This window comes from Streptomyces sp. NPDC004610 (assembly GCF_040609715.1).
Classification (GTDB): domain Bacteria; phylum Actinomycetota; class Actinomycetes; order Streptomycetales; family Streptomycetaceae; genus Streptomyces.
In genome coordinates, this window is record NZ_JBEXLA010000026.1 from 1 (window position 1) to 21,339 (window position 21,339).

General features: G+C 72.8%; 21 protein-coding genes. 9 read left to right on the forward strand and 12 right to left on the reverse strand.

Translation table 11 applies throughout. From position 1 onward, the window contains the following. Positions 1 to 127: 127 nt before the first annotated feature. The 6 genes from ABZX40_RS26455 to ABZX40_RS26480 are packed head-to-tail and all read right to left on the reverse strand — an operon-like array spanning position 128 to position 6,041. Positions 128 to 973, reverse strand: a complete 846-nt coding sequence (locus ABZX40_RS26455) for an ATP-binding cassette domain-containing protein (protein ID WP_355743767.1) — start codon at positions 971 to 973, stop codon at positions 128 to 130. Beyond that, the gene (locus ABZX40_RS26460; protein WP_355743765.1) at positions 970 to 2,217 is read right to left on the reverse strand and encodes an oligopeptide/dipeptide ABC transporter ATP-binding protein; all 1,248 of its coding nucleotides are present in this window, start codon (positions 2,215 to 2,217) and stop codon (positions 970 to 972) included. Before ABZX40_RS26460 ends, ABZX40_RS26455 begins: the two co-directional genes overlap by 4 nt. After that, positions 2,214 to 2,462: a hypothetical protein gene (locus ABZX40_RS26465; RefSeq protein ID WP_355743762.1), complete on the reverse strand. Its 249-nt coding sequence runs from the start codon at positions 2,460 to 2,462 to the stop codon at positions 2,214 to 2,216. Before ABZX40_RS26465 ends, ABZX40_RS26460 begins: the two co-directional genes overlap by 4 nt. After that, positions 2,459 to 3,421, reverse strand: coding sequence for an ABC transporter permease (locus ABZX40_RS26470; protein ID WP_355743759.1), 963 nt, complete (start codon positions 3,419 to 3,421; stop codon positions 2,459 to 2,461). The genes ABZX40_RS26465 and ABZX40_RS26470 overlap by 4 nt, the downstream gene beginning before the upstream one ends. Continuing rightward, positions 3,421 to 4,422 (reverse strand): ABC transporter permease, encoded by a 1,002-nt coding sequence (locus ABZX40_RS26475; RefSeq protein ID WP_355743756.1) that lies wholly within the window; start codon positions 4,420 to 4,422, stop codon positions 3,421 to 3,423. The genes ABZX40_RS26470 and ABZX40_RS26475 overlap by 1 nt, the downstream gene beginning before the upstream one ends. Beyond that, positions 4,392 to 6,041, reverse strand: a complete 1,650-nt coding sequence (locus ABZX40_RS26480; protein ID WP_355743753.1) for an ABC transporter substrate-binding protein — start codon at positions 6,039 to 6,041, stop codon at positions 4,392 to 4,394. The genes ABZX40_RS26475 and ABZX40_RS26480 overlap by 31 nt, the downstream gene beginning before the upstream one ends. A gap of 481 nt (positions 6,042 to 6,522) precedes the next feature. Here ABZX40_RS26480 and ABZX40_RS26485 point away from each other — a divergent pair, with 481 nt between their 5' ends. The 7 genes from ABZX40_RS26485 to ABZX40_RS26515 all read left to right on the forward strand — a co-directional run bounded on the left by ABZX40_RS26485 (position 6,523) and on the right by ABZX40_RS26515 (position 14,486). Further along, a complete protein-coding gene (locus ABZX40_RS26485) occupies positions 6,523 to 7,215 on the forward strand; it encodes a hypothetical protein (protein WP_355743750.1) in 693 nt (230 codons plus the stop codon). Between the two features lie 7 nt (positions 7,216 to 7,222). Further along, on the forward strand, positions 7,223 to 8,518 hold the full coding sequence (locus ABZX40_RS26490) for an amidohydrolase family protein (protein ID WP_355743747.1): 1,296 nt from the start codon (positions 7,223 to 7,225) through the stop codon (positions 8,516 to 8,518). Next, entirely contained in the window at positions 8,515 to 10,041 is a 1,527-nt protein-coding gene (locus tag ABZX40_RS26495) for an amidohydrolase family protein (protein WP_355743744.1), read from the forward strand. The genes ABZX40_RS26490 and ABZX40_RS26495 overlap by 4 nt, the downstream gene beginning before the upstream one ends. Then, on the forward strand, positions 10,029 to 11,057 hold the full coding sequence (locus ABZX40_RS26500) for an aminopeptidase (protein WP_355743741.1): 1,029 nt from the start codon (positions 10,029 to 10,031) through the stop codon (positions 11,055 to 11,057). Before ABZX40_RS26495 ends, ABZX40_RS26500 begins: the two co-directional genes overlap by 13 nt. Positions 11,058 to 11,080: 23 nt before the next feature. Continuing rightward, positions 11,081 to 11,851 (forward strand): (S)-ureidoglycine aminohydrolase, encoded by a 771-nt coding sequence (gene allE, locus ABZX40_RS26505; protein WP_355743739.1) that lies wholly within the window; start codon positions 11,081 to 11,083, stop codon positions 11,849 to 11,851. Further along, positions 11,838 to 13,130, forward strand: a complete 1,293-nt coding sequence (locus ABZX40_RS26510; protein WP_355743737.1) for an amidohydrolase family protein — start codon at positions 11,838 to 11,840, stop codon at positions 13,128 to 13,130. Before allE ends, ABZX40_RS26510 begins: the two co-directional genes overlap by 14 nt. Positions 13,131 to 13,445: 315 nt before the next feature. Beyond that, positions 13,446 to 14,486: a LacI family DNA-binding transcriptional regulator gene (locus ABZX40_RS26515; protein WP_355743734.1), complete on the forward strand. Its 1,041-nt coding sequence runs from the start codon at positions 13,446 to 13,448 to the stop codon at positions 14,484 to 14,486. A gap of 139 nt (positions 14,487 to 14,625) precedes the next feature. On the opposite strand, the gene ABZX40_RS26520 is transcribed toward ABZX40_RS26515, so the two are convergent. Beyond that, positions 14,626 to 15,219, reverse strand: a complete 594-nt coding sequence (locus tag ABZX40_RS26520; RefSeq protein ID WP_355743731.1) for a TetR/AcrR family transcriptional regulator — start codon at positions 15,217 to 15,219, stop codon at positions 14,626 to 14,628. Positions 15,220 to 15,356: 137 nt separating this feature from the next. Between ABZX40_RS26520 and ABZX40_RS26525 the strand changes: the two genes are divergently transcribed. Next, positions 15,357 to 15,812: a VOC family protein gene (locus ABZX40_RS26525; RefSeq protein WP_355743728.1), complete on the forward strand. Its 456-nt coding sequence runs from the start codon at positions 15,357 to 15,359 to the stop codon at positions 15,810 to 15,812. 10 nt (positions 15,813 to 15,822) lie between these two features. After that, positions 15,823 to 16,179 carry an immunity 51 family protein gene (locus tag ABZX40_RS26530; protein ID WP_355743725.1) on the forward strand — a complete coding sequence of 119 codons (357 nt, stop codon included), beginning with the start codon at positions 15,823 to 15,825 and terminating at the stop codon, positions 16,177 to 16,179. Positions 16,180 to 16,220: 41 nt separating this feature from the next. On the opposite strand, the gene ABZX40_RS26535 is transcribed toward ABZX40_RS26530, so the two are convergent. From ABZX40_RS26535 to ABZX40_RS26555, 5 genes are read right to left on the reverse strand one after another with little or no spacing between them, the layout of a single operon-like run. Next, positions 16,221 to 17,099, reverse strand: a complete 879-nt coding sequence (locus ABZX40_RS26535; protein ID WP_355743722.1) for a polysaccharide deacetylase — start codon at positions 17,097 to 17,099, stop codon at positions 16,221 to 16,223. Next, positions 17,096 to 18,112 (reverse strand): agmatinase, encoded by a 1,017-nt coding sequence (speB, locus tag ABZX40_RS26540; protein WP_355743719.1) that lies wholly within the window; start codon positions 18,110 to 18,112, stop codon positions 17,096 to 17,098. Before speB ends, ABZX40_RS26535 begins: the two co-directional genes overlap by 4 nt. Next, positions 18,100 to 18,903 (reverse strand): SDR family NAD(P)-dependent oxidoreductase, encoded by an 804-nt coding sequence (locus tag ABZX40_RS26545; RefSeq protein ID WP_355743716.1) that lies wholly within the window; start codon positions 18,901 to 18,903, stop codon positions 18,100 to 18,102. Before ABZX40_RS26545 ends, speB begins: the two co-directional genes overlap by 13 nt. Next, a complete protein-coding gene (locus ABZX40_RS26550; protein ID WP_355743714.1) occupies positions 18,903 to 19,607 on the reverse strand; it encodes an SDR family oxidoreductase in 705 nt (234 codons plus the stop codon). Before ABZX40_RS26550 ends, ABZX40_RS26545 begins: the two co-directional genes overlap by 1 nt. A 60-nt stretch (positions 19,608 to 19,667) precedes the next feature. Beyond that, entirely contained in the window at positions 19,668 to 21,182 is a 1,515-nt protein-coding gene (locus tag ABZX40_RS26555) for an amino acid permease (RefSeq protein ID WP_355743711.1), read from the reverse strand. Between the last annotated feature and the right edge of the window lie 157 nt (positions 21,183 to 21,339).

Consider the following 21,339-nt stretch of genomic DNA (forward strand, 5'->3'; position numbering starts at 1 on the left):
GGGCGTTCTGTGGGCCCTGCTGCGTGACGGACGGATCTTCACCTCCGCCCCACCGGTCACGCAAGCGGCTTGACTTCGTCATTGAGACTCCTGGGAAAGGGAAAAGACGGGTACGGGGCGGTGGCGGTCAGCGGGTGGCGAGGAAGTCCCGCCGGGCCCGGGACACCTCGGCCGGGTCCCAGCCCAGCCGCGGCACACTGGACAGCAGCAGCCGGGTGTAGGGGTGTTCGGGGTGGTCCAGTACATCGGCGGTGGTGCCGCTCTCGATGACCGCGCCCCGGAACATCACCACCACGTCCTCGGCCACCCAGCGCACGACCTCCAGATCATGGCTGACGAAGATCAGGGCGACCCCGGTGTCCCGGCGGATCTCGGAGAGCAGATTGAGGATCTGCGCCTGGATGGACACATCGAGCGCGGCGACCGCCTCGTCCAGCACCAGCACCCTGGGATCGGCGGCCAGCGCGCGGGCGATGGCGACGCGCTGCCGCTGACCCCCGGACAGCTCCCGGGGCAGCGCCGCCGCCTCCCGGGTGCCGAGCCCTACCTGACCGAGCAGTTCGGCGCGGCGCCGGGCCCGCCCCGGGCCGTCCAGGTCCCGGTGCAGCCGCAGCACCTCGTCGAGGGCGTCCCCGACGGTCTGCCGGGGGTCGAGGCTCTGGTACGGGTCCTGGAAGACGAGCTGGACGGTCCGGGCCCGGTGCCGCCGGGCCGCGCGGCTGCCTCCGGTGCCGGCCTCCGCCCCGTCGAACAGGACCCGGCCCGCGTCCGGTTCCTCCAGCCCGACGATCAACCGGGCGGTGGTGGTCTTGCCGGAGCCGGACTCCCCCACGATGCCCAGCGAGCCGCCCGCCGGTACGTCGAAGGACACCTCGTCCACGGCGACGACCCGGCCGCGGTCGTAGGTCTTGCGCAGTGACTCGACCCGGACCACCGGGGGTGCCTCGGGGGCGGTACGGGCGGCGGCGGTCATGGCCGTGCTCCCTTCGTGAGCGGGTCGGAGGACACCGAGCGCTCCGGGTTCTCCGAGGAGGCCGGGGACACCGGGGCGGAGCCGGGCGGCTCGTCCGCGGGGTCCGGCGACACCGGGCCGGGGCCGGGCAGCTCGTCCGCGGGACCCGGGGACACCGGGCCGGAGCCGGGCAGCTCGTCCGCGGGACCCGGCGACACCGGGCCGGAGCCGGGCAGCTCGTCCGCGGGACCCGGGGACACCGGGCCGGAGCCGGGCAGCTCGTCCGCGAGATGGCAGCGCACCGCGCGCCCGCCGCTCTCCCGGTTCTCCGGCGCGGCCTCGTGGCAGACCTCGGCGGCCCGGGGGCAGCGGGGCGCGAACGCGCAGCCGCCCGTCACCTCGGACAGCCCCAGCGGGCGGCCGGAGACGGTTCGCAGCTCGGCGCGGCCGGGGGCCGGGCGAGCGGCGAACAGGGCGGCGGTGTAGGGGTGGCGGGGCGCGCGGGCGAGTTCGGCGGCGGACGCGGACTCCACGATGGACCCCGCGTACATCACATGGATGCGGTCGCAGCAGGCGACGGCGAGATCGAGGTCATGGGTGACCAGGACGATGGACAGTCCCCGGTCGCGGCGCAGCCGCAGCAGGATCGACATGATCTCGGCCTGGGTGGTGACATCGAGGGCGGTGGTCGGTTCGTCGGCGAGCAGCAGCCTCGGTTCGCTCGCCAGGGCGGCGGCGATCATCACCCGCTGGAGCATGCCGCCGGACAGTTCGTGCGGGTACTGGCGCAACTGCCGGGCCGGGTCGGGCAGTCCGACCTCGGTCAGCAGGGCGGTGGCGGTGCGGGTCGCCTCCGCCTTGGACTGGCCCCGGTGCAGCCGCAGCCCTTCGGTGAGGAAGGTGCCGATGCGCTGGAAGGGGTTGATGTGGGCCCGGGGGTCCTGGAAGATCATCGACGCGGTACGGGACCGTACCTCGGCGAGTTCGCGGGGTGTGGCGCCCAGTACGTCCCGGCCGGACACCTGGACCCGGCCGCCGACCTCGGCGTGTTCCGGGGTCAGACCGACGGCGGTGCGCAGGGTCATCGACTTGCCGGAGCCCGATTCACCGACCAGGCCGACGATCTCGCCCTCGGCGCAGCTCAGCGAGACGGAGGCGAGGATGGGCTTGCGGTCCTGGCCGCGCTGGACGGTGAGGGACAGCCCGGCCACATCGAGCATCGCGGTGCGCGGCGGGGCGGTCGGGGCGGGTGCCGCGGTGCTCATCGGCAAGACCTTTCGACGCGGGGCGGGCGGAGGGGGGCGGACATCATGCGTGGGGCGGGCGTCATGCGTGAGGCGGACATCGTGCGCGGGGCGGGCATCATGCCCGGGGCGGGCAGCACGCCCGGGGCGAGCAGCACGCCCGGGGCGGGCAGCACGCCCGGGGCGAGCAGCACGCCCGGGGCGAGCAGCAGGCCCGGGGCGAGCAGCAGGCCCGGGGCGGGCAGCATGCGCGGAGCGCTCGTCATCGGTCCGCCCGTCTGATCCGGTCCGCGACCCCTTCGCCGATCAGGCTGAAGGCGACGACCGCGAGGACGATGAGGACGCCGGGCGCGAGCGCGGACAGCGGCGCGCCCTGGAGCAGGGCCACCTGGCCCTCGGAGATCATGGCGCCCCAGTCGGCCTGGGGCGGCTGGACGCCGAAGCCGAGGAAGGACAGTCCGGCGAGGTCGATCATGGCGTAGCCGAAGCACAGGGACGCCTGGGCGAGGACCATCGGGGCGATGTTGGGCAGCAGATGCCGGGCGATGATGGCGGGCGCGGAGAACCCCTGGATCTCCAGGGCGCGGATGTAGGGGCGGTGGCGTTCGCCGAGGGCGGCGCTGCGGGTCATCCGGGCCATGTAGGGGGTGTAGGCGATGGCGAGGGCGAGGACGGTCGCCTTCAGTCCGGCGCTGAGGACGGCCACCAGCAGGATCGCGAGCAGGACACCGGGGAAGGCGAAGATCAGCTCGATGGCCCGGGACAGCACGGTGTCGACCCAGCCGCCGCGCCAGGCCGCGACGACACCGATGGTGACGCCGAGCAGGGTGGCGCCGGTGACGACACCGAGCGGGCCGAGCAGGGAGGTGCGGGCGCCGTGGATCAGCCGGGACAGCACATCGCGGCCGGACTGGTCGGTGCCGAGGAGATGGTCGGCGGTGGTGCCCTGGAGGCTGTCGGAGAGGGAGACGGCGTTCGGGTCGTGCGGGGCGAGCCAGGGGGCGAACACCGCGACCAGCACGAAGAGCGCGAGGATCGCGACGGACAGGATGACCGAGAGGCTCCCGCCGGTGCGGCGCGGCCAGATCCGGCGGCGGACCAGGGCGGTGCCACCGGCGGTGCCACCCTTCGAGTCGTCCTGGGTGCCCGCCTCCGGACCGCCCTTCGGGCCGCGCTTCGGGCCGGGCGGGACGGGCTGGGCGGGGGTGTCGGTGACGGCCGGCATCAGGCGCCCACCTTTCCTCGGACCCGCGGATCGACCAGCGGGTGCAGCAGATCGACCAGCAGATTGCACAGCGCGAACACACCGACGATGATCAGCACGATCGCCTGGGTGACCGGGAAGTCCTTGGCGTTGACGGACTGCACCAGCAGGGAGCCCATGCCGTTGAGGCCGAAGGCGGTCTCCACCAGGGTGGTGGTCACCAGCAGCCCGGAGACGACCAGTCCGGCGAGGGTGACGACCGGGACCAGGGCGTTGCGGAAGGCGTGCCGCCAGATGACCCGGCGCTGCGGGATCCCCCGGACGCGGGCGGTCTCGACGTACTCCTTGCGCAGTTCGGCCAGCATCGAGGAGCGGGTGGCGCGGGCCACCAGGGCGGCCGAGGACAGGGCGAGGGCGATGGCGGGCAGGGTGAGGTGCTGGATCCTGCCGGTGAAGCCCTCTCCGGCGCCGAAGGCGGGGAACCAGCCGAGGGTGACCGAGAACAGCGAGGTCAGCCCGATCGCCAGCACGAAGGACGGGGTGCCCATGGCGACGGTGGTGCCGATGATGGCGGCCCGGTCGGTACGGCCGCCCCGGACCGCGGCGAGGACGCCGATGAGGATGCCGGAGACCAGGATCAGGACGAAGGCGTAGCCGACCAGGGTGACGGTGGTGGTGATCCGGGAGCCGATCAGATCGCCGACCGGCTGGCGGAACTGGAGGGACTGCCCGAAGTCCCCGGTGAGGATCCCCCCGAGCCAGGACAGGTACCGCTCGAAGAACGGGTCGTCCAGGCGGTACTGGTCGCGGATGGCCTGGAGGGTGTCGGCGGTGACCGAGTTGCCCCGGGCGAGGAACGACTCGGGTGAGCCGGGCGCCAGATACATCGCGGAGAAGACGATGAACGAGGTCGCCAGCATCAGCAGGGCCAGCGCCGAGAGCCGCTTGGCGAGGGTGATGAGAACACCGGGCAGCCCGCCCGCCGCGCCCTTCACGAGGACGCCCCGAGGTCGGCGGCCCACGGGTAGTGGAGCTGCATGTACGAGGCGGGGGTGCCGGTGAGGCGCTGGTTGAGGAAGAGGGTGTTGTAGGGGGCGTACAGCGGGATCCAGGCCAGTTCGTCGACGACGATCCGCTGGGCGGCGGTGACCAGCTCGGCGCGGCGGTCCGGGTCCTGGGTGCGTCCGGCCTCGTCGATCAGCCGGTCGAACTCGGGGTCGGAGAAGCCGGAGAAGTTGTAGAAGTGGCCGGTGCGGAAGTACTGGTACATCTGGAGCGGGTCGGGGAAGTCGGTGCCCCAGCCGGTGAGGTAGAGGTCGATGCCCTTGCGGGCCTCGGGGTCGGTGTAGACGCCGTTGTACTGGTCGGCGGGGATGGAGCGGACCTCGACATCGAGGCCGATCTTCTTCGCCGCGGACTGGATCTCGGCGCCGATCACCGGGACCTCGGCCTCGGCGCTGGTGGTGGCGACGACGATCGGTTCCCCGGGCGCTCCGGCCTCGGCGACCAGGCTCTTGGCGGCGTCGAGGTCGCGTTCGGTGACATCGAGCCCGTCCCAGGCGGAGCGGTAGGTGTCCTCGGCGTAGCCCCAGGAACCGGGGACGGCGGGCGCCTTCTGGGGCTGGCCGGCGCCGCTGATGACGGAGTCGATGATGCCCTGGCGGTCGATGGCCATGGACAGCGCCTGCCGGATCCGCACGTCCTTGAGGGGGCCCTCGGCGTCCATCACGATGGCGTGGAAGCCCTGGGTGGACTCGCCGTAGTAGACGGTGCCCTTGCCGCTGGAGGTGAGGCGGCCGAGGGCGGACGGCGGGAGGAACCAGCTGCCGTCGATGGAGTCGGAGAGCAGCCCGCTCACCAGGGCGGCGGGGTCGCGCACAAAGCGGAAGACGACCTCCTTCGCCTGCGCCCGGTGGTCGGCGTCGAAGTAGTCGTCGTCGCGGGTCAGGGTCATGGACTGGCCCTTGTCCCAGGCGCTCAGCTCGAACGGGCCGACGCAGTTCACCCCGCCGTCGGGGGTGCCGTACTCCTTGCCCTTGCCGGTCACCGTGGCCTTGCTGTCGACGATCCCGGCGGGGCTGCTCAGATAGGAGGTGAACAGGGCGTCGGGCTGCTTGAGGGTGACGGTCACCTCCAGCGGGCCGGTGGCCTTCACCGAGGAGACGTTCTCGTAGGCGCCGGACCAGTAGGAGCCGGCCTCCGGGTCGAGGTTGCGGTTGAGGCTGAACGCCACGTCGTCGGCGGTGAGGGGGGTGCCGTCGTGGAAGGTGACACCCCGGTGCAGGGCGAAGACCCAGGTCTTCGGGTCGGGGTTGGTGAACGACTCCGCGAGCGCGGGCTGTACCGACAGATCGGGGTCGAGCCGGAAGAGGCCCTCGCAGACATTGGACATGATCTGCCCGGTCTCGAAGCTGGCGTTGTAGATCCAGTCGAAGGACGCGGGTTCGGCCGACACGGCCCAGGTGACCCGGTCGAGGGGGCCGGAGGGCTTCGGGGTCAGCTCGGTGACGGAGACCCCTTTCGCGCGCGCCGGGTCCTTGGCGTCCGTGGCGGCGCCGGAGCAGGCGGTGAGCAGCAGCGCCCCGGCGGCCAGCGAGACGGCGAGGCGTCCGGGGCGCGGCGGGACGGGGAGGGCGTTCAAGGGTGGTACCTCCGCGAGGGATTCGGGGTCACGCAGGGCGCGTGGGCCCGCAGCGGGGGATGCGGGTCACTGAGGACTCGTCGCACAAGGCAGAAATCGGCCTGATGCGTTGGGGGGTGCCGGGGGCGTGCGGGGGGTGGGCGGACAGCAGACGAACCGTCCCGGCGGGGTGCTGCCCTCTGTCCCGGCTCTGTCCCGGCTGTGCCGGCTGAGCCCTTGGGCGTGGGCTCGATGGCCGCAGTCAACACCGAGGGACAACTCGGGTCAAGCCCCTGAAAGAAACGTTTCTTCGAGAAAAAGAAACGTTTCTTTTCTTCGCCGTTTCCGTCATGATGCTGAGCCATGGCGAGACCGCGGACCTCCGCGGCGACACCGCGGCCCTTTGCGGCGCGGTGTGCGGTGCCGGGCCCAGGCCCCCGCCGGACCTGGCGTGCTTCCGCCCCCCCCTGAGCCACGCATTCCATCCACCGGAAGATGAGCGATGACCCGACCCTGGATCCTGGTGACCGGAAACGGCGCCTTCGGCACCCTGGCGAACCGGACCGAGTTGCACTACGCCGACAACCCCAGCTCCGCCGTGGCGCTCGCCCTGGACGGCGCGGAGATCGGCGGCCACCGGGTGGTCGGACGCCCCCTCGTGTGGAAGGAGCACCCGGAGGAGGCCCTGCTCCCGCTGCTGTCGCCCGAGCTGGCCGGGGGGCCGCCGCCCGCTGCGGTGGTGTCCTGCGGGGTGTTCTCCGGCCGGACCACCGTCACCGTGGAGCGCACCGCGGTCAATGTGGAGGACTTCCAGTTCGCCGAGGACGGCCGCCGCCCCGCGGGCGAGGCCCTCTACCCCGAGGGCCCCGTCGCCTATCTCGCCAGCCTGCCCGTCAAGGCGATGACGACGGCGATGCGCGCGGCCGGGGTGCCCGCCCTGATCTCCAACTCGGCGTCCACCCACGGCTGCAACGCCGTCATGTACACCGCGCTGCACCTGGCCGCCCGCTTCGGGCTGCCCACCCGGTGCGGCTTCGTCCATCTGCCCGACACCCCGGAGCATGTCGCCCGGCTCGGCCACAACGGTCCCAGCATGGACCTCGCCCTCCAGACCGCCGCCCTGCGGGCGGGGCTGGCGGCGGTGACCGCCCACCCGACGGACATCCGGGTCCCCGCCAACGAATGGGAGTGGTGACACCGCCATGCCGTCCGAACAGCGACTCCCCGCGCCCGGCTCCCGCCGGCTGATCCGCAACGCCCGCGTCCACGGCCGCGGCGGGCCGGTGGATCTGTACGTCCGGGACGGAAAGGTGAGCGCGATCCTGCCCGCCGGACCGGACGACGACCCCGCGACGGCGGGCGCCGGGGACACCGCCCTGGACGCCCGCGGGGGTCTGCTCTCCCGCTCCTTCACCGAGCCCCACTACCACCCCGACAAGGCGTACACCAGGGACCGGGCGCCCGCCGGAGCCCTCGACGGGTTCGAGCGGGCCCGGCTGATCAAGGCCGGGTTCACCGCCGAGGACGTCGCCGAACGCGCCGCCCGCGCACTGCGGCTCGCTGCGTCCGGCGGGGTCACCCGGCTGCGCGCCAATGTCGATGTCGACTCGGTGGCCGGGCTGCGCGGACTGCACGGGGTGCTGGCCGCGCGGGAGCGGGTGGCGCATCTGATGGACGTCGAGATCGTCGCGTTCCCGCAGGAGGGGCTGGCCCGGGATCCCGGGACGCGCGAACTGCTCGCCGAGGCGCTGCGCTCGGGCGCCGATCTGATCGGCGGCTGGCCCAATGTGGAGGACGGCACCGAGGCCCAGCGGGCGAGCGTGCGCGAGACCTTCGACCTGGCGGAACGCTTCGGCGCCGGGGTCGACATCCATGTGGACTGCGCCATCGACCCCACCGAGACCATGCTGGAGTTCGTCGCCGGGGAAACCCTCCGGCGCGGCTACGGGGGCCGGGTCCTGGCCAGCCACTGCTGCGGACTTGAGGTGTACGACGACACCGACGCCGCCCGGGTCGTCGCCAAGGTCGCCGAGGCCGACGTACGGGTGGTGGTGGTCCCGCTGAACCTGGTGGACGGCGGTCCGCGCGGGCTGTCCCGTCCGGCGGAGCTGATCGCGGCCGGGGCGGTGGTCGCGGCGGGCAGCGACAACATGAACGACGGCTGGTACGCGCTGGGCACCCTGGACCCGCTCGACCGGGCCCGGATGACGTTCCTGGGGGCCGGGTTCGAGGACGAGAGCGCCGTGGATCTCGCCTGGGAGATGGTGTCCGGGCGTGCCTCGGCCGTCCTGGGCGGGCGCGACGGGGACATCGCGGTCGGCGAGGACGCCGACCTGGTGCTCTTCGAGGCACCGGACCGGGCGACGGCCCTGGCCGGACTGCCGGGCACCCGGACGACGTTCCGCCGGGGCCGGCTGGTGGGGCGGCGGGTGACGGACGCGCGCGACGGACTCCGGCTGCCCGGCGACGACCGTACGGCGGCCGGGGTGCGGGCGTGAACCCGGAGAACGGACCGGCGGCGGTCGTGGACCTGGCGGTGACCGGCGCGACGCTGCTCGCGCAGGAGGGGCCGGACGGCGCTGTCCGGTCCCGTCCCGGGACGTTGCTGGTCGACGCCGGGAAGGTGACGGCGATCGTGGAGCCCGGGGCGCCCGTCCGGGCCCGGGAGACCCTGGACGCGCGCGGGCTGCTGCTGATGCCCGGGGTGATCGATCCCCATGTGCACTTCGATGTGCCCGGGATCTCCCTGGAGGCCGACTTCCACACCGGCACCCGGTCCGCCGCCGCCGGTGGGGTCACCTTCGTCGTGGAGCACCCCTTCTCCGACCCGCCCACCACGACCGCACCGCGCTACGCCGACAAGATCGGGCGGGCCGGGGCCGGGGCGGTGGTCGACTTCGGGCTGTGGGGCGCGCTGACGGCCCCGTCGCTGGACGAGATGGCGGGCCAGCACGCGCTGGGCGCGCCCGGCTTCAAGGCGTTCCTGCCCGACAACGACATGGACTTCCCGCCCGCCACCGAGTCCGACCTGCTCACCGGCATGGCGACCGCCGCCCGCCTCGGCGCTCGGGTGCTGGTGCACGCCGAGGACCGCACCGCGCTGGCCCGGGGCGAGGCCGAACAGCGGGCCCTGGGCCGTACGGATCTGGGCGCGCTGCTCGCCGCCCGGCCGCCGTCCTCGGAGATCGAGGCGGTGCGCGGGGTGCTGCGGCTGGCCCGGCGCACCGGCTGCGCGGTCCATCTGGTGCATCTGTCGACGCCGGAGGCCGTGGACCTGGTGGCCGAGGCGCGGGCGGCCGGTCTGGACGCCACCTGCGAGGTCACCGCCCACCATCTGCTGCTGACCGCCGACGAACTCCCCGGCCTGGGCGGCTTCGGCGTCTGCGCGCCCCCGCTGCGGGACCCGGCCCGGGTGGAGGAGTTGTGGGACCGGGTCGGCGCCGGACTCGTCCAGGCGATCGTCTCCGACCACTGTCCCTACGGCCGGGCCGACAAACTCGGCGCCACCGACGACGCGTTCGGCTGCCCCTTCGGCATCCAGAGCGTCCAGGAGTATGTGCCGCTGGTCCTCACGGAGGCGCTGCGCCGGGGCCTGGGCTGGGAGCGGATCGTGCCGCTGCTGACCAGCGGCCCGGCCCGGCTGTGCGGCGCCGAGGCCCGCAAGGGCGCGCTGCGCCCCGGCCTGGACGCCGATTTCGTCCTGCTCGACCCGGCCGCACCCTGGGTGGTCAGCGCGGAGCACCAGCAACTCACCGAGGAACGCTGGTCCCCCTACGACGGCCGCACTGCGTCGGTACGGGTCGTCAGAACGGTGGTCCGGGGGAGGACGGTGGCGGCGAACGGGCGGGTGCTGGCGGGGAAGGGGACGGGGCGCTTTGTGGCACTGACGGGAGCCGAAGCCCTGACCGGAACCGGAGCGGCAGCCGCAGCCCGGACCGGGACCTGGACCGCAGCCATAGCCCAGACCGAGACCGAGACCGAGACCGAGGCAAGGACCAAGGGGACGCCATGCCCGCAGTGACCCGCACCCCCACCCCCGACCTCCTCGCCGGAGCCCGCGAACTCCTGCGGAGCTGCCTCGCCGTCACCGGCGACGACCGGGTGCTGGTGATCACCGATCGGCGCACCCGGCCGCTGGCGGACGTCATCGTGGCCGAGGCCCGTGCGCTGACCCGTGCCGCGCTGGCCGTCGTACCGGAGGTCACCGGGGACGGGTACGCGCGGGCGCGGGCGGAGATCGGGCGGGTGCTGGACGAGCACCGGCCGACCGTGACCGTGTTCGCGGCGGCGGACCCCGGTGATCTGGTCGCCTGGGACGGCACGTTCTGGGCGCATCTGGACCGGCTGGGGGCGCGGCACGCGCACATGCCGGCCCTGGACGATGTCTGTCTCGGTGTCGGGATGGCCGTCGACTACGCCGAGGTGGCCCGCTTCACCCTCGCGGTACGGGACCGGCTCACCGGCTGCCGGTCGGTGCGGATCACCAGCGCGACCGGCACCGAACTGGACCTGACCTGCGCCCCCGAGCGGCCCTGGACACCGTTCACCGGGCTGTACGGGTGCGCCGGAGAGGGCGGGCGGCTGCCGCAGGGCGAGGTGTTCTGCACGCCGGTGGACGCCGAGGGCGTCCTCGCGGTGTCCGTCGTGGGCTACCCCTTCAACAGCGCGACCGGGCTCCTGCCCGAACCGCTGCTGATCGAGGTCGCGGGCGGCCGGGCGGTGTCCCTGCGCCATCCGGACCGGGAGCTGGAGTCCCGGCTGCGCGACTGGCTCGGCGGCGCCCCGGACGGACTGCGCCTGGGCGAACTCGCCCTCGGCACCAACCGGGCGCTGACCGCCCTCACCGGGAATCTGCTGTTCGACGAGAACGTCCCCGGCACGCATCTCGCCTTCGGCCACCCCTTCCCCGAGTTCACCGGCGCCGACTGGGAGTCCCCGGTCCATGTCGACATGGTCGTGGCCCGCCCCGACGTCCGGGTGGACGGGGAGACCGTACTGACCGACGGCACCTATGCCGGACCCTTCGGCGACAACTGATGAGCAGAGAAACGGAGTTGAGCATGAGCACCACCACCCCCGCCAGTCCCGTCGTCCACCAGGTGAGCGCCAGCCGGGGGCGGGTGCGGCCCGCGTACACGCTGATGTGCCCGGAGAACCTGGTCGAGAACGCCCTCCCCCATCTCACCGGGGTCATCGCCAAGCCGCTGGCCACACCCCGCTCCCTGCCGGCCCGGTTCGGCGAGTATCTGCTGGAGTTCGAGCCCGGCGGGCACAGCACCCGGCCCCTGGGCACCGGCTTCGAGAACTTCCTCTATGTCCTGGACGGGCATCTCGTGGTGACGGCCGGTGCGGACACCTACCCGCTGGAGCCCGGCGGCTATGTGTTCCTGCCGGAGGGCACCGAGTTCGGAGTCGTGTCGGAGGGTGAGTCCCGGGCGCTGTGGGTGAAGCGGCGCTACGACCGGGTGGACGGCATCGCGCCGCCGGAGCCGGTGGCCGGGCATGTGGACGAGGTCACCCATCACCCCGACGACACCATCGGCGGCACCTACGCCCCGCTGCTGCCCGACGACGAGCGCTACGACATGGCGATGAACTTCATGCGGTTCGACGTCGGTTCGCGGTTCCGGATGGTGGAGGTCCACCACCAGGAGCACGGCCTCTACATGCTGACGGGCGAAGGCGTCTACTACCTGGGCGACGACCATGTGGAGGTCTCCGCCGGGGACTTCGTCTACATGGCCCCCTACTGCCCCCAGTCGTTCTACGCGACCGGCTCGACCCGCCCCTCGTACCTCCTCTACAAGGACATCAACCGTGACGGTTTCTGACCCGCACCCGCCCGCCGACCTGATCGTGACCGGCGTCCGGCCCGTCGAGGCCGGTGGCCGGGTCGCGGACGGCCCGGTGGATGTCGTCGTCCGGGAGGGGCGGATCGCCGCGCTGGGGCCCGGCGCCGGGTCCGGGGTGGCCGCCCTGGAGCGGATCGCGGGGGACGGCGGGCTGCTCACCGCGCCGTTCGTCGAGCCGCACAGCCACCCCGACAAGGCGCTCAGCCGCTGCTCGATCGGCCCGCTGGGACTGCCGTTCCCGCTCACCCACCGGCCGGATCTGATGCAGCGTCAGCGCGATCTCAAGGCCACCTTCACTCGCGCCGAGGTCGCGGACCGCGCCGGGGCGTTCCTGCGGCTGGCCGCCGCGCAGGGCGTCGGCACGGTCGCGGGCCAGGCGGACATCGACTCGGTGACCCGACTCACCTCCTTCGAGGGGGTGATGGACGCGGGCCGCGCCCACGCCGACCTGCTCGATCTGCGGGTGACGGCCTTCCCGCAGGAGGGCCTGGTGCAGGATCCGGGGGCGTACGACCTGGTCGCGGCGGCGCTGGCGGCGGGCGCCCACCGGGTCGGTGGCTGGCCCAACAACGAGCGCACCCCGGAGGACCGGCTCGCCCATCTCGACCAGGTGTTCGCGCTGGCCGAGCGGTTCGGCGTCGGGATCGACATCAACGTCGACTACTTCACCGACCCCGCCGAGCGGCTGCTGCTGCCGCTGGCCGAGCGGACCCTCGCCCATGGCATGAGCGGCCTGGTCAACGCCAACCATGTGGGCGCCCTGGAGACCTACGGCGACGACGACGCCCGGCAGGTGATCGAGAAGGTCGCCGAGGCGGGCATCACGGTCACCGTCTGCCCGACCAATCTGAGCGGCTCCCGCCCCTGGCGGGGGGTCTCCCGGACCGCCGAACTGCTGGCGGCCGGGGTGGCCGTCGCCGCCGGGACCGGCAATCTCCAGGACAACTGGGAGCCGTTCGGCAATCTCGACCCGTTGGACAGCGCCCGGCTGGCCTGGCACGCGGTACCGCTCGCCGACGAGGCGGACCGGGGGGTGGAGACGGCCTGGCGGATGGTGACCGACCACGCGGCCCGCGCCGCCGGGGTGCCCTTCGCCGCCCCCGCCACGGGCGGACCGGCCGACTTCGTCGTCCTCGCCGCCACCTCCCTCACCCACGCCCTGCGCAATGAGCCGGGGCCGCGCTGGACGGTCCGCGGCGGGCGGGTGGTGGCGGCCCGCCGGGGCGAGACCTGGACGGCCCCGGCGGGTGTGGGCTGATCCGGTGGCACGCGCGACCGGGGTACCGGGACAGATGCGGGGGCCTTGGCGGCTACGGCTACGGCTGCGGCTGCGGCTGCGGCTGCGGCTGCGGCTGCGGCTGCCGGAGCCTGGCGGGGGCCCGTCGTACTGTATGCGTGGGCGGCGTCGTCACCGGTACGGGACCGGCGTCCGGGTGGGTGCCCGGTGTCCGTCCCCCGAGTTCCGGGTTCCGAGTCGATGTCGGGCAGGGCTGCGAGTGAAACGGCTGGATCCGCTGATGCCGCTGAAGTCTGTGAGGCCGATCAGGATGCTGGTGGGGGCGGTGATGCCGAGGTGAAGGCGAACGGTGCCGGGGGCGGCCGGGTGACGATCCGTGATGTCGCCGCCGCCGCGGGGGTGTCGGTGACGACCGTCTCCGACGCCCTGAACGGCAAGGGCAAGCTCCGCCAGGAGACCCGCGACCGCATCCGGCGCACCGCCGACTCCCTCGGCTACCGGCCCAGCCGGGTCGCCCAGGCGTTCCGGCACGGCCGCACCGGCACCATCGCGCTGGTCCTGCCGCACCGGGACGTCAGCGGCAACGAGTACGACATGATCGGCCTCGACTACTACATGACCATCGCCTCCGGTTCGGCCCGCGCCGCGTTCAGCGAGGGGTACGCGGTGATGCTGACCCCCCGGATCAGCACGGCGGACGAGTGGCGGCTGATCGGGCCGGACGGGGTGGTGCTGTGCGACCCGGCCGCCGGTGACCCCCGGATCGATCTGCTGGAGGGCATGGGCATCCCGGTCGTCTCCATCGAGCGCGACCCGGACCGCCCCGAGCGGCCGTTCTATGTGTCCGGCGACAACGACCGCAATATGCGGGACCTGCTGGACCATCTGCACGGCCAGGGCGCCCGCCGGATCGCCCTGCTGTCCGCCCGGTCGACCTGGGCATGGACCCTGGAGGGGACTCAGGCGTACGAGTCCTGGTGCGCCGGGCACGGGCTGCGGCCGTTCGTCGCCCAGGTGTCGGTGGACCGGCTGGAGGCCGACTCCTACCGCGCGGCCTGCGCGCTGCTGGACGCCGATGAGCCACCGGACGCGCTGATCGCCTCCGCCGAGCAGTACAGCGAGGGCGCGACCCGGGCCTGCCGGGAACGGGGCATCCGGGTGCCGGAGGATCTGCTGCTGGCCATCGGCATAGACAACCGGTTCGCCCAGCAGTCCGACCCGCCCATCACCGCGATCGATCTCCGCCCCGCCGACCAGGCCGGAGCGGCGGTGGAGATGCTGCTGCGCCGCCTCAACGGAGAGCGGGTGGACCAGCCGACCCTGGTCCCGAGCAGGCTCCGGGTACGGGCGAGCACGGTGCGGAGGGGGGTGGGGTGAGCGGGGGTGTCCGAAGGGGGGTGGGATGACTTGACCGGAGGTGACCTGACCGGAGGTGACCTGAACCGGCCTGAAGGGGCCGTGTCACCTGCACCGCCGCCCCGACCTGGGCCGGGCTCACCCCGCTCACCGCAAGCCGTCAGTCCGTGCGCAACGCACCCAGCAGCGTCGTCAGCGCCTCCCGCGTGCGGGCGAGTTGGCCGGAGCCGGGGGGCGTGGCCAGCCACAGCGCCGCCTCGTTCATCGCGCCGGACAGCAGATGCACCAGCGGGGCCACCGGCTGCGGGGTGATGCGTCCGGTGTCGATCAGCGCGGTGAGGGCGTCGGTGAGATGGCGGACGGACGCGGCCTCGTCCATGGCCCGCCACTCGGCCCAGCCCAGCACCGCGGGGCCGTCGACCAGCATGATCCGCTGGAGTTCCGGATCGGTGGCCGCCGCCAGGAACTCCCCGCACCCCGCGATGAGCTGCTCCCACGGGTCGTCCCGGGTCTCGGCCGCCGCGGCGACCCGGCGTCCCACCTCCTGCTGCACCTCCTCCAGCACGGCGTGGAACAGCTCCGCCTTGCTGGGGAAGTGGTGGTAGAACGCACCCTTGGTGACCCCCGAGGCCCGCACGATCTCCGCGAGTCCGACCCCGGCGTAACCCTGCTCGGCGAACGCCTTTCGGCCCTCCCACAGCAGGGTCCGCCGGGTCTGCGCCCGCTGCCGGGCCCGGATGCCCTGTTCCCGCATCGCCCCTCGTCCCTCATCCCTGATCTGTGATCTCTGATCTCTGATCTCTGATCGCTGATCCCGCAGCGGCCATTTTGACATACCGGCGGTATGCCCATACCTTCTTTCACATACCGCCGGTATGCGAAAGGGACCTCATGACCTCGACCGCGCCCACCCACCTGACCAGCTTCTATCCGGTGATCGGCACCGCCCGACTCAAGGAGTCGCACGACTTCTACACCCGGCTGCTGGGCTTCGAGACGACCTTCGAGGCTGACTGGTACATCAGCCTCCGCCGGGGCACCCACGAACTCGCCCTCCTCGACCACACCCATCCGACGATCCCCGAGGGCCACCGCCACCCCGCGCGGGGCCTGCTGCTCAACTTCGAGGTGACCGATGTGGACGCCGAGTGGGAGCGGCTCGTGGTCCGCGAGGGACTCGCCCCGCTGCTCGCCCTGCGCGACGAGGACTTCGGCCAGCGGCACTTCATCGTCGCCGACCCGAGCGGTGTCCTCATCGACATCATCAGCCCCATCGCGCCGACGGCGGAGTACGCGGGCCAGTACACGGACGAGCACGCGGACCCCGATGTCAGTGCCGGCTCCTAGAGTCGGACCCATGACCGATCGTGAGACCTACGCCCCTCTGGTGTTCTTCGAGTACGACCACAAGCCCGGCTCCTACTGCCTGATGCTCGGCGACAGCCACATCGTGGCGGTGGCGGATGTCTTCACCGAGTGCGGGCAGGACGCAGGCGGCTACGGCTGGGAGGGCGTCGCCAGATCCGCGGTGCGCGAGCGCGCCCCGGAACTGGCGGGCCGGTTCGGGTACGACAGCGAGGCGGGGATGTTCGTCGCCTACGGCGAGGACCCCGACGCGCTGAGAAAGCTGGGGTCGCTGCTGCACCAGGTGTTCGGCGACCGCGCGCTGCTGAAGGAGCTGATCCTGGCCGGTGATCCCGACTGGTTCGACTGAAGCCGCCCGCCCCCCTTCCCGCCCCTCCCGCCCCCTTCCCTTCAGGTCGCCGGGTCCGGTGGGGTGAGGATCCGGGGGGTGAGGCCGAGGGAGCGGACATGGCGGGCGATGTCGGCGAGCGGGGCGATCCAGGTGTCGCCGGTCGCGGTGATCCGCTCGATCAGGGTCTCCAGCACGGCGGCGCGGGACGCACGGCCGCTGAGGAAGGGATGGCTGGTGAGGACGTAGCAGCCGCCCTCGCGGTGCAGCGCCTGGAACTCCAGGGTCCACATCTCCAGCACCTTGGCGGGGCTCTCGATCAGACCGGTGCCGGAGATCCCGGGGATATAGCAGTACTGCTCCCAGTCGTCCAGCGCCCACTGGACGGGGATCTCCACGATCGACCCGCCCTGCGGCAGCGCCAGTTCGTAGGGGACGTCCGCGTCCATGAGGCTGGAGTCGTAGAGGAAGCCGCGCTCGGCGAGCAGGGCGGGGCTGCGGTAGGTGAGTTCCCACATCGGGGCCCGGTAGCCCACGGGCCGGACGCCGGTCACGGACTCCAGGGCCGCCAGGCCCCGGTCCAGGTACTCCGCCTCGGTGGCGGCGTCCGCGTCCGGCAGCCGCTCATGGAGATAGCCGTGGTGGGCGATCTCGTGCCCGGCCGCCGCGATGGACCGCACCACGTCCGGGTAGCGCAGCGCCGTCCAGCCCGGGACGCAGAAGGTGGCCCGGACGGCGTGCCGTTCGAGGATCCCCAGCAGCCGGGGCACCCCGACCAGGGGGCCGTACGACTGATGGGTCATCACGGACATGCGGTGCCGGGCGCCGGGGTGTCCGTGCAGGACGGCGGACTCGGCGTCGAGGTCGAAGGTGAGGGCGGCGGCGGCCCGGTGGCCGTCGGGCCAGCGGACCGGGTCCGCGGGGCGGGTCGGTGAGATCATCGGGGCGCCCCCGCGCACAGGGACACATACTCGTAGGCGAGGTTCGCGGCGGCGACGCTGGTGATGTCGGCGTGGTCGTAGGCCGGGGCGACCTCCACGACATCCGCGCCGACCAGGTTGAGGCCCTTCAGTCCGCGGACGATGCCGAGCAGTTCCCGGCTGGTCAGTCCACCGGCCTCGGGGGTGCCGGTGGCGGGGGCGTGGGCCGGGTCCAGTACGTCGATGTCCACCGACAGATACAGCGGGGCGTCCCCGATGGTCGCCCGGAGCCGGTCCACGACCTCGGCGACGGTACGGGTCTCGAAGTCGGCGCTGTGTATGACGGTGAAGCCGAGTTCGGCGTCGGCGATCAGGTCTTCCGGGTCGTAGAGCGAGCCGCGGATACCGACATGGGCGCTGGCGCCGGGGCGGAAGAGGCCCTCCTCGGCCGCCCGCCGGAAGGGGGTGCCGTGGGTGAGGGGGGCGTCGAAGTAGGTGTCCCAGGTGTCGAGATGGGCGTCGAAGTGGACCAGGGCGACCGGGCCGTGGACGCGGTGCATGGCCTTGAGCAGGGGGTAGGCGATGGTGTGGTCACCGCCCAGGGTGATCAGCCGCGCCCCGTCGCGGATCAGCGCGTGGGCGGCGGCCTCGATCTCCTGTCCGGCCCGCGCGATGTCGAAGGGGTTGCAGGGCAGATCGCCCGCGTCCACCACCTGCTGGGCGCGGAACGGCATCACATCCAGCCGCGGGTTGTACGGGCGCAGCAGCCGGGACGCCTCCCGGATCGCGCCGGGGCCGAAGCGGGCGCCGGGCCGGTAGGTGACCCCGGCGTCGAAGGGCACCCCGGCGACGGCCACGTCGTAGCGGGGCACGTCCTCGATGCGCGGGAGCCGGGCGAAGGTGGTCAGTCCGGCGTAGCGCGGGCTGAGCTGCCCGTCGACGGGGCCGACCGGCTCGATACGGGACCCTTCGGCGGCTGCGTCGGCAGCGGCGGCGACCGGCTCGGTGCGGGCGTCGGGGCTCAGGCTCGGCATCGGGTGCTGCCTCCGTTGATCTGAAGGGTCTGGCCCGTGAGCGAGCCATGGGAGAAATCGGTGAGATGGGCGACCGCCGAGGCGATCTCCTCGGGCCGTCCGATCCGGCCGAGCGGGATGCCGGCGGCGTAGTGCCGGTGCATCTCGTCCAGGGTGATCCCGGCGTCGGCGGCGTCGACGGCCAGTTGGGGGGTGTCGGTGACGCCGGGGGCGATGGCGTTGACGAGGATGTTCTCCGGGGCGAGTTCCCGGCCGAGGCTCTTGACCAGGGCGATCAGTCCGGCCTTGGAGGCGGCGTAGGCGGTGGCGTGGGGCCAGCCGGTCACCCCCCACTCGGAGGAGATGACGACGATCCGGCCGCGGCCCAGGCGGCGCATGCCCGGCAGGACCGCCTGGACGAGATGGAAGGTGCCGCTGAGATTGGTGTCGACGATCCGCCACCAGTCGTCCTCGTCGTGGTCGAGGAAGCCGCCCATGGTCATATAGGCGGCGTTGCAGACCAGGACGTCGAGGTCGCCGACGGTGCGCCGCAGCCGGTCGACCAGGGCGTGCACCTGCTCCCGGTCGCGGACATCGGCGGGCGCGGGGACGGCGTCGGCGGTGCGGGCGACGGCGTCCAGATCGGGGCCCGGCGCGGGTGCGCCGACGGCGACCCGGGATCCGTCCGCGGCCAGGCGCAGGGCGATGGCCCGGCCGATGCCCTGGGTGGCGCCGGTGACCAGGGCGAAGGGCGAGCGGGTCGCGGACAGGTCGGAGGGCGTCGGGGGTGTCGGGGCTGTCGGGGGTGTCATCAGATCACGGCTCCGGAGTTGGGCGAGACGACTTCCCCGGTGCAGAAGGTGGCGTCCTGGAGGAGGTAGCGGGCGGTGGCGGCGATCTCGTCGGGGCGGGCGAGCCGCCGGGTGGGCAGGGTGGCCAGATAGGCGGGGTCGCGCCAGGGCGAGTCGGCGGCGAGCAGCGGGGTGTCGGTGGGACCGGGGGCCACGGAGTTCACCCGGATGTTCCGGGGGGCCAGTTCGGCGGCGAGGCTGCGCACCAGGCCGATGACGGCCCCCTTGGCGGCGGCGTAGTGGGCCTCGCCGTCGCCGCCGCCGAGGGCGAGTTCGGAGGAGATGGCGACGACGCTGCCGCCGCCGCGCTCGATCATCGAGGGCAGTACGGCGCGGGCGGTGTGGAAGAGGCCGCCGAGGTGCACCCGGAGCATGCGGTGCCACTCCTCGGGGGTGAGGGTGTCGACGGGGGCGGCGGCGTAGTGCCCGGCGGCGGTGACGAGCCCTTCGACGGGGCCGAGCGCCCGGTGGACATGGTCGACGGCCTGCCGGACCTTCTCGCCGTCGGCGACATCGGCGACCAGGGACAGGGTGAGGGCGTCGTCGATGACGGGCTGCCGGTCGATCCCGGCCACCTGCCAGCCGTTGGTGTGCAGTTCGTGAACGATCCGGGCTCCGATACCGCTTCCGGCACCGGTGACCACGGCGACCCGGGGGTGTTTCATGATCCTGCCTTCTGAGGGGGCGGGGTGGTGGTGGGGGGGCGTGGGGTGCGGGGCGGTGCGCTAGGGGGCCGTGTCGGGGGCGGCGGTGGTGACGGGCCGCTCCTGCTCCGCCGCGAGCCGTACGGCCAGTGGCGGCTTGATCCGGCGCCGTACGATCGCGTAGATCACGGTTCCGGCGATGGCCAGCAGGCCGGTCGTGAGGATCATGCTCCAGCGCAGGTACCAGGTGTCGCCCATGGTCGCGCGCGGCCAGGCGATGTTGACGGTCTGGGCCACCGCCCACAGCGCGGCGAGCAGGGTGACGGGCAGTCCCCAGCGGCCGAGGCTGAAGGCGCCCGGCTGCCACTTGCCGGTGAGACGGGCGATGAGCGCGGCGATCACCGGGACGGCGAAGGCGATCTGGAAGCCCATGGTGGTGAAGTTGACCAGCACCCGGTAGAGGTCGGACCCGGCGAGCAGCACCAGGGTCGCGGCGACGACTGCGGTGAGGGCGATGGCGTTCACCGGCAGCCGCTCCGGCCCCGCCAGCTTGACCAGGAACTTCGACCCGGGCAGGGCGTTGTCCCGGGCCGAGCCCCACAGACAGCGGGTGACGGCGGCCTGGACGGCGAGGAAGCTGGACAGGAAGCCGATCACGAACATGATCAGCAGCGGCCGGGCGACACCGGAGCCGAGGGCGCTGACCAGGGTGTCGGTGACCGGGTCGCCGGTCTTCGCGGCCATGACGCCGTCCAGGTCGGGGATGGCCAGGATGACGGCGATGCTGGAGTACATCACGATCGCGGCGACGCACAGCAGCGACAGGATGATCGCCTTGGGCACATTGCGCTCCGGCTCCTCGACCTCCTCGGCGATGGACCCGGCGGCCTCGAACCCGACGAAGGACCAGCCGACGTACGCCATCGCCACCAGCAGGGGTCCGGCGACCCAGGAGCCGAGGCCCTGGGTGCCGAAGCCGTCGAAGAGGACGTCGACGGGGTTGACCCGGTGGAAGATCAGCAGGACGGTGCTGAGTCCGACGGAGCCGATGACCTCGCAGATGATGCTGGCGATGACCATGATCTTCAGGACCCGGCGGCCGACCATGTTGGCGAGGCTGCCCACCGCGAGGATGCCGATGGCGGTCGCGGCGGTGACGCCCTTGCCGGGGTCGTCGACACCGGCCGCCGGGAGCAGGAAGCCCGCGGCGCCGTAGGCGAGGGTGGACAGGGCGATGGTCAGGCCCCAGGAGTAGGCCCAGGCGGCGATCCAGCCCCAGGAGGCGCCGCGCAGATGGCGGGCCCACTGGTAGACGCTGCCGGCGTAGGGCCAGCGGGAGGCGAGTTCGCCGAAGACGCAGGCGATCAGCAGCTGACCGGCGAGCACGATCGGGAAGGCCCAGAAGAACGCGGGGCCCGCGGAGAACAGCCCGAGGGTGAAGATCGCGTACAGGGCGACGATCGGGGAGACATCGGCGAAGGCCAGCGAGAACGCCGAGCGGAAGCTGAAACCGCGTTTCAGCCGGCTCTCCGGCGCGGGGCCGTCCGGGGGACCGGCGGCGCCCGCCGGGTGTGACGCGACTGGAGGATTCGACATGCGCCGCTCCTTACCTGGCCCCCTGCCGGGGTGGCGATGGGACACCGTCCGCCCCGCACGAAGCGGACGTGCAGGGAGTCTGCGTCGCCGGTACTCCCAGATCTACCGAGCGATCACCACAATCGCCACTTGCCCTTTGAGCGATCACACAACAGGA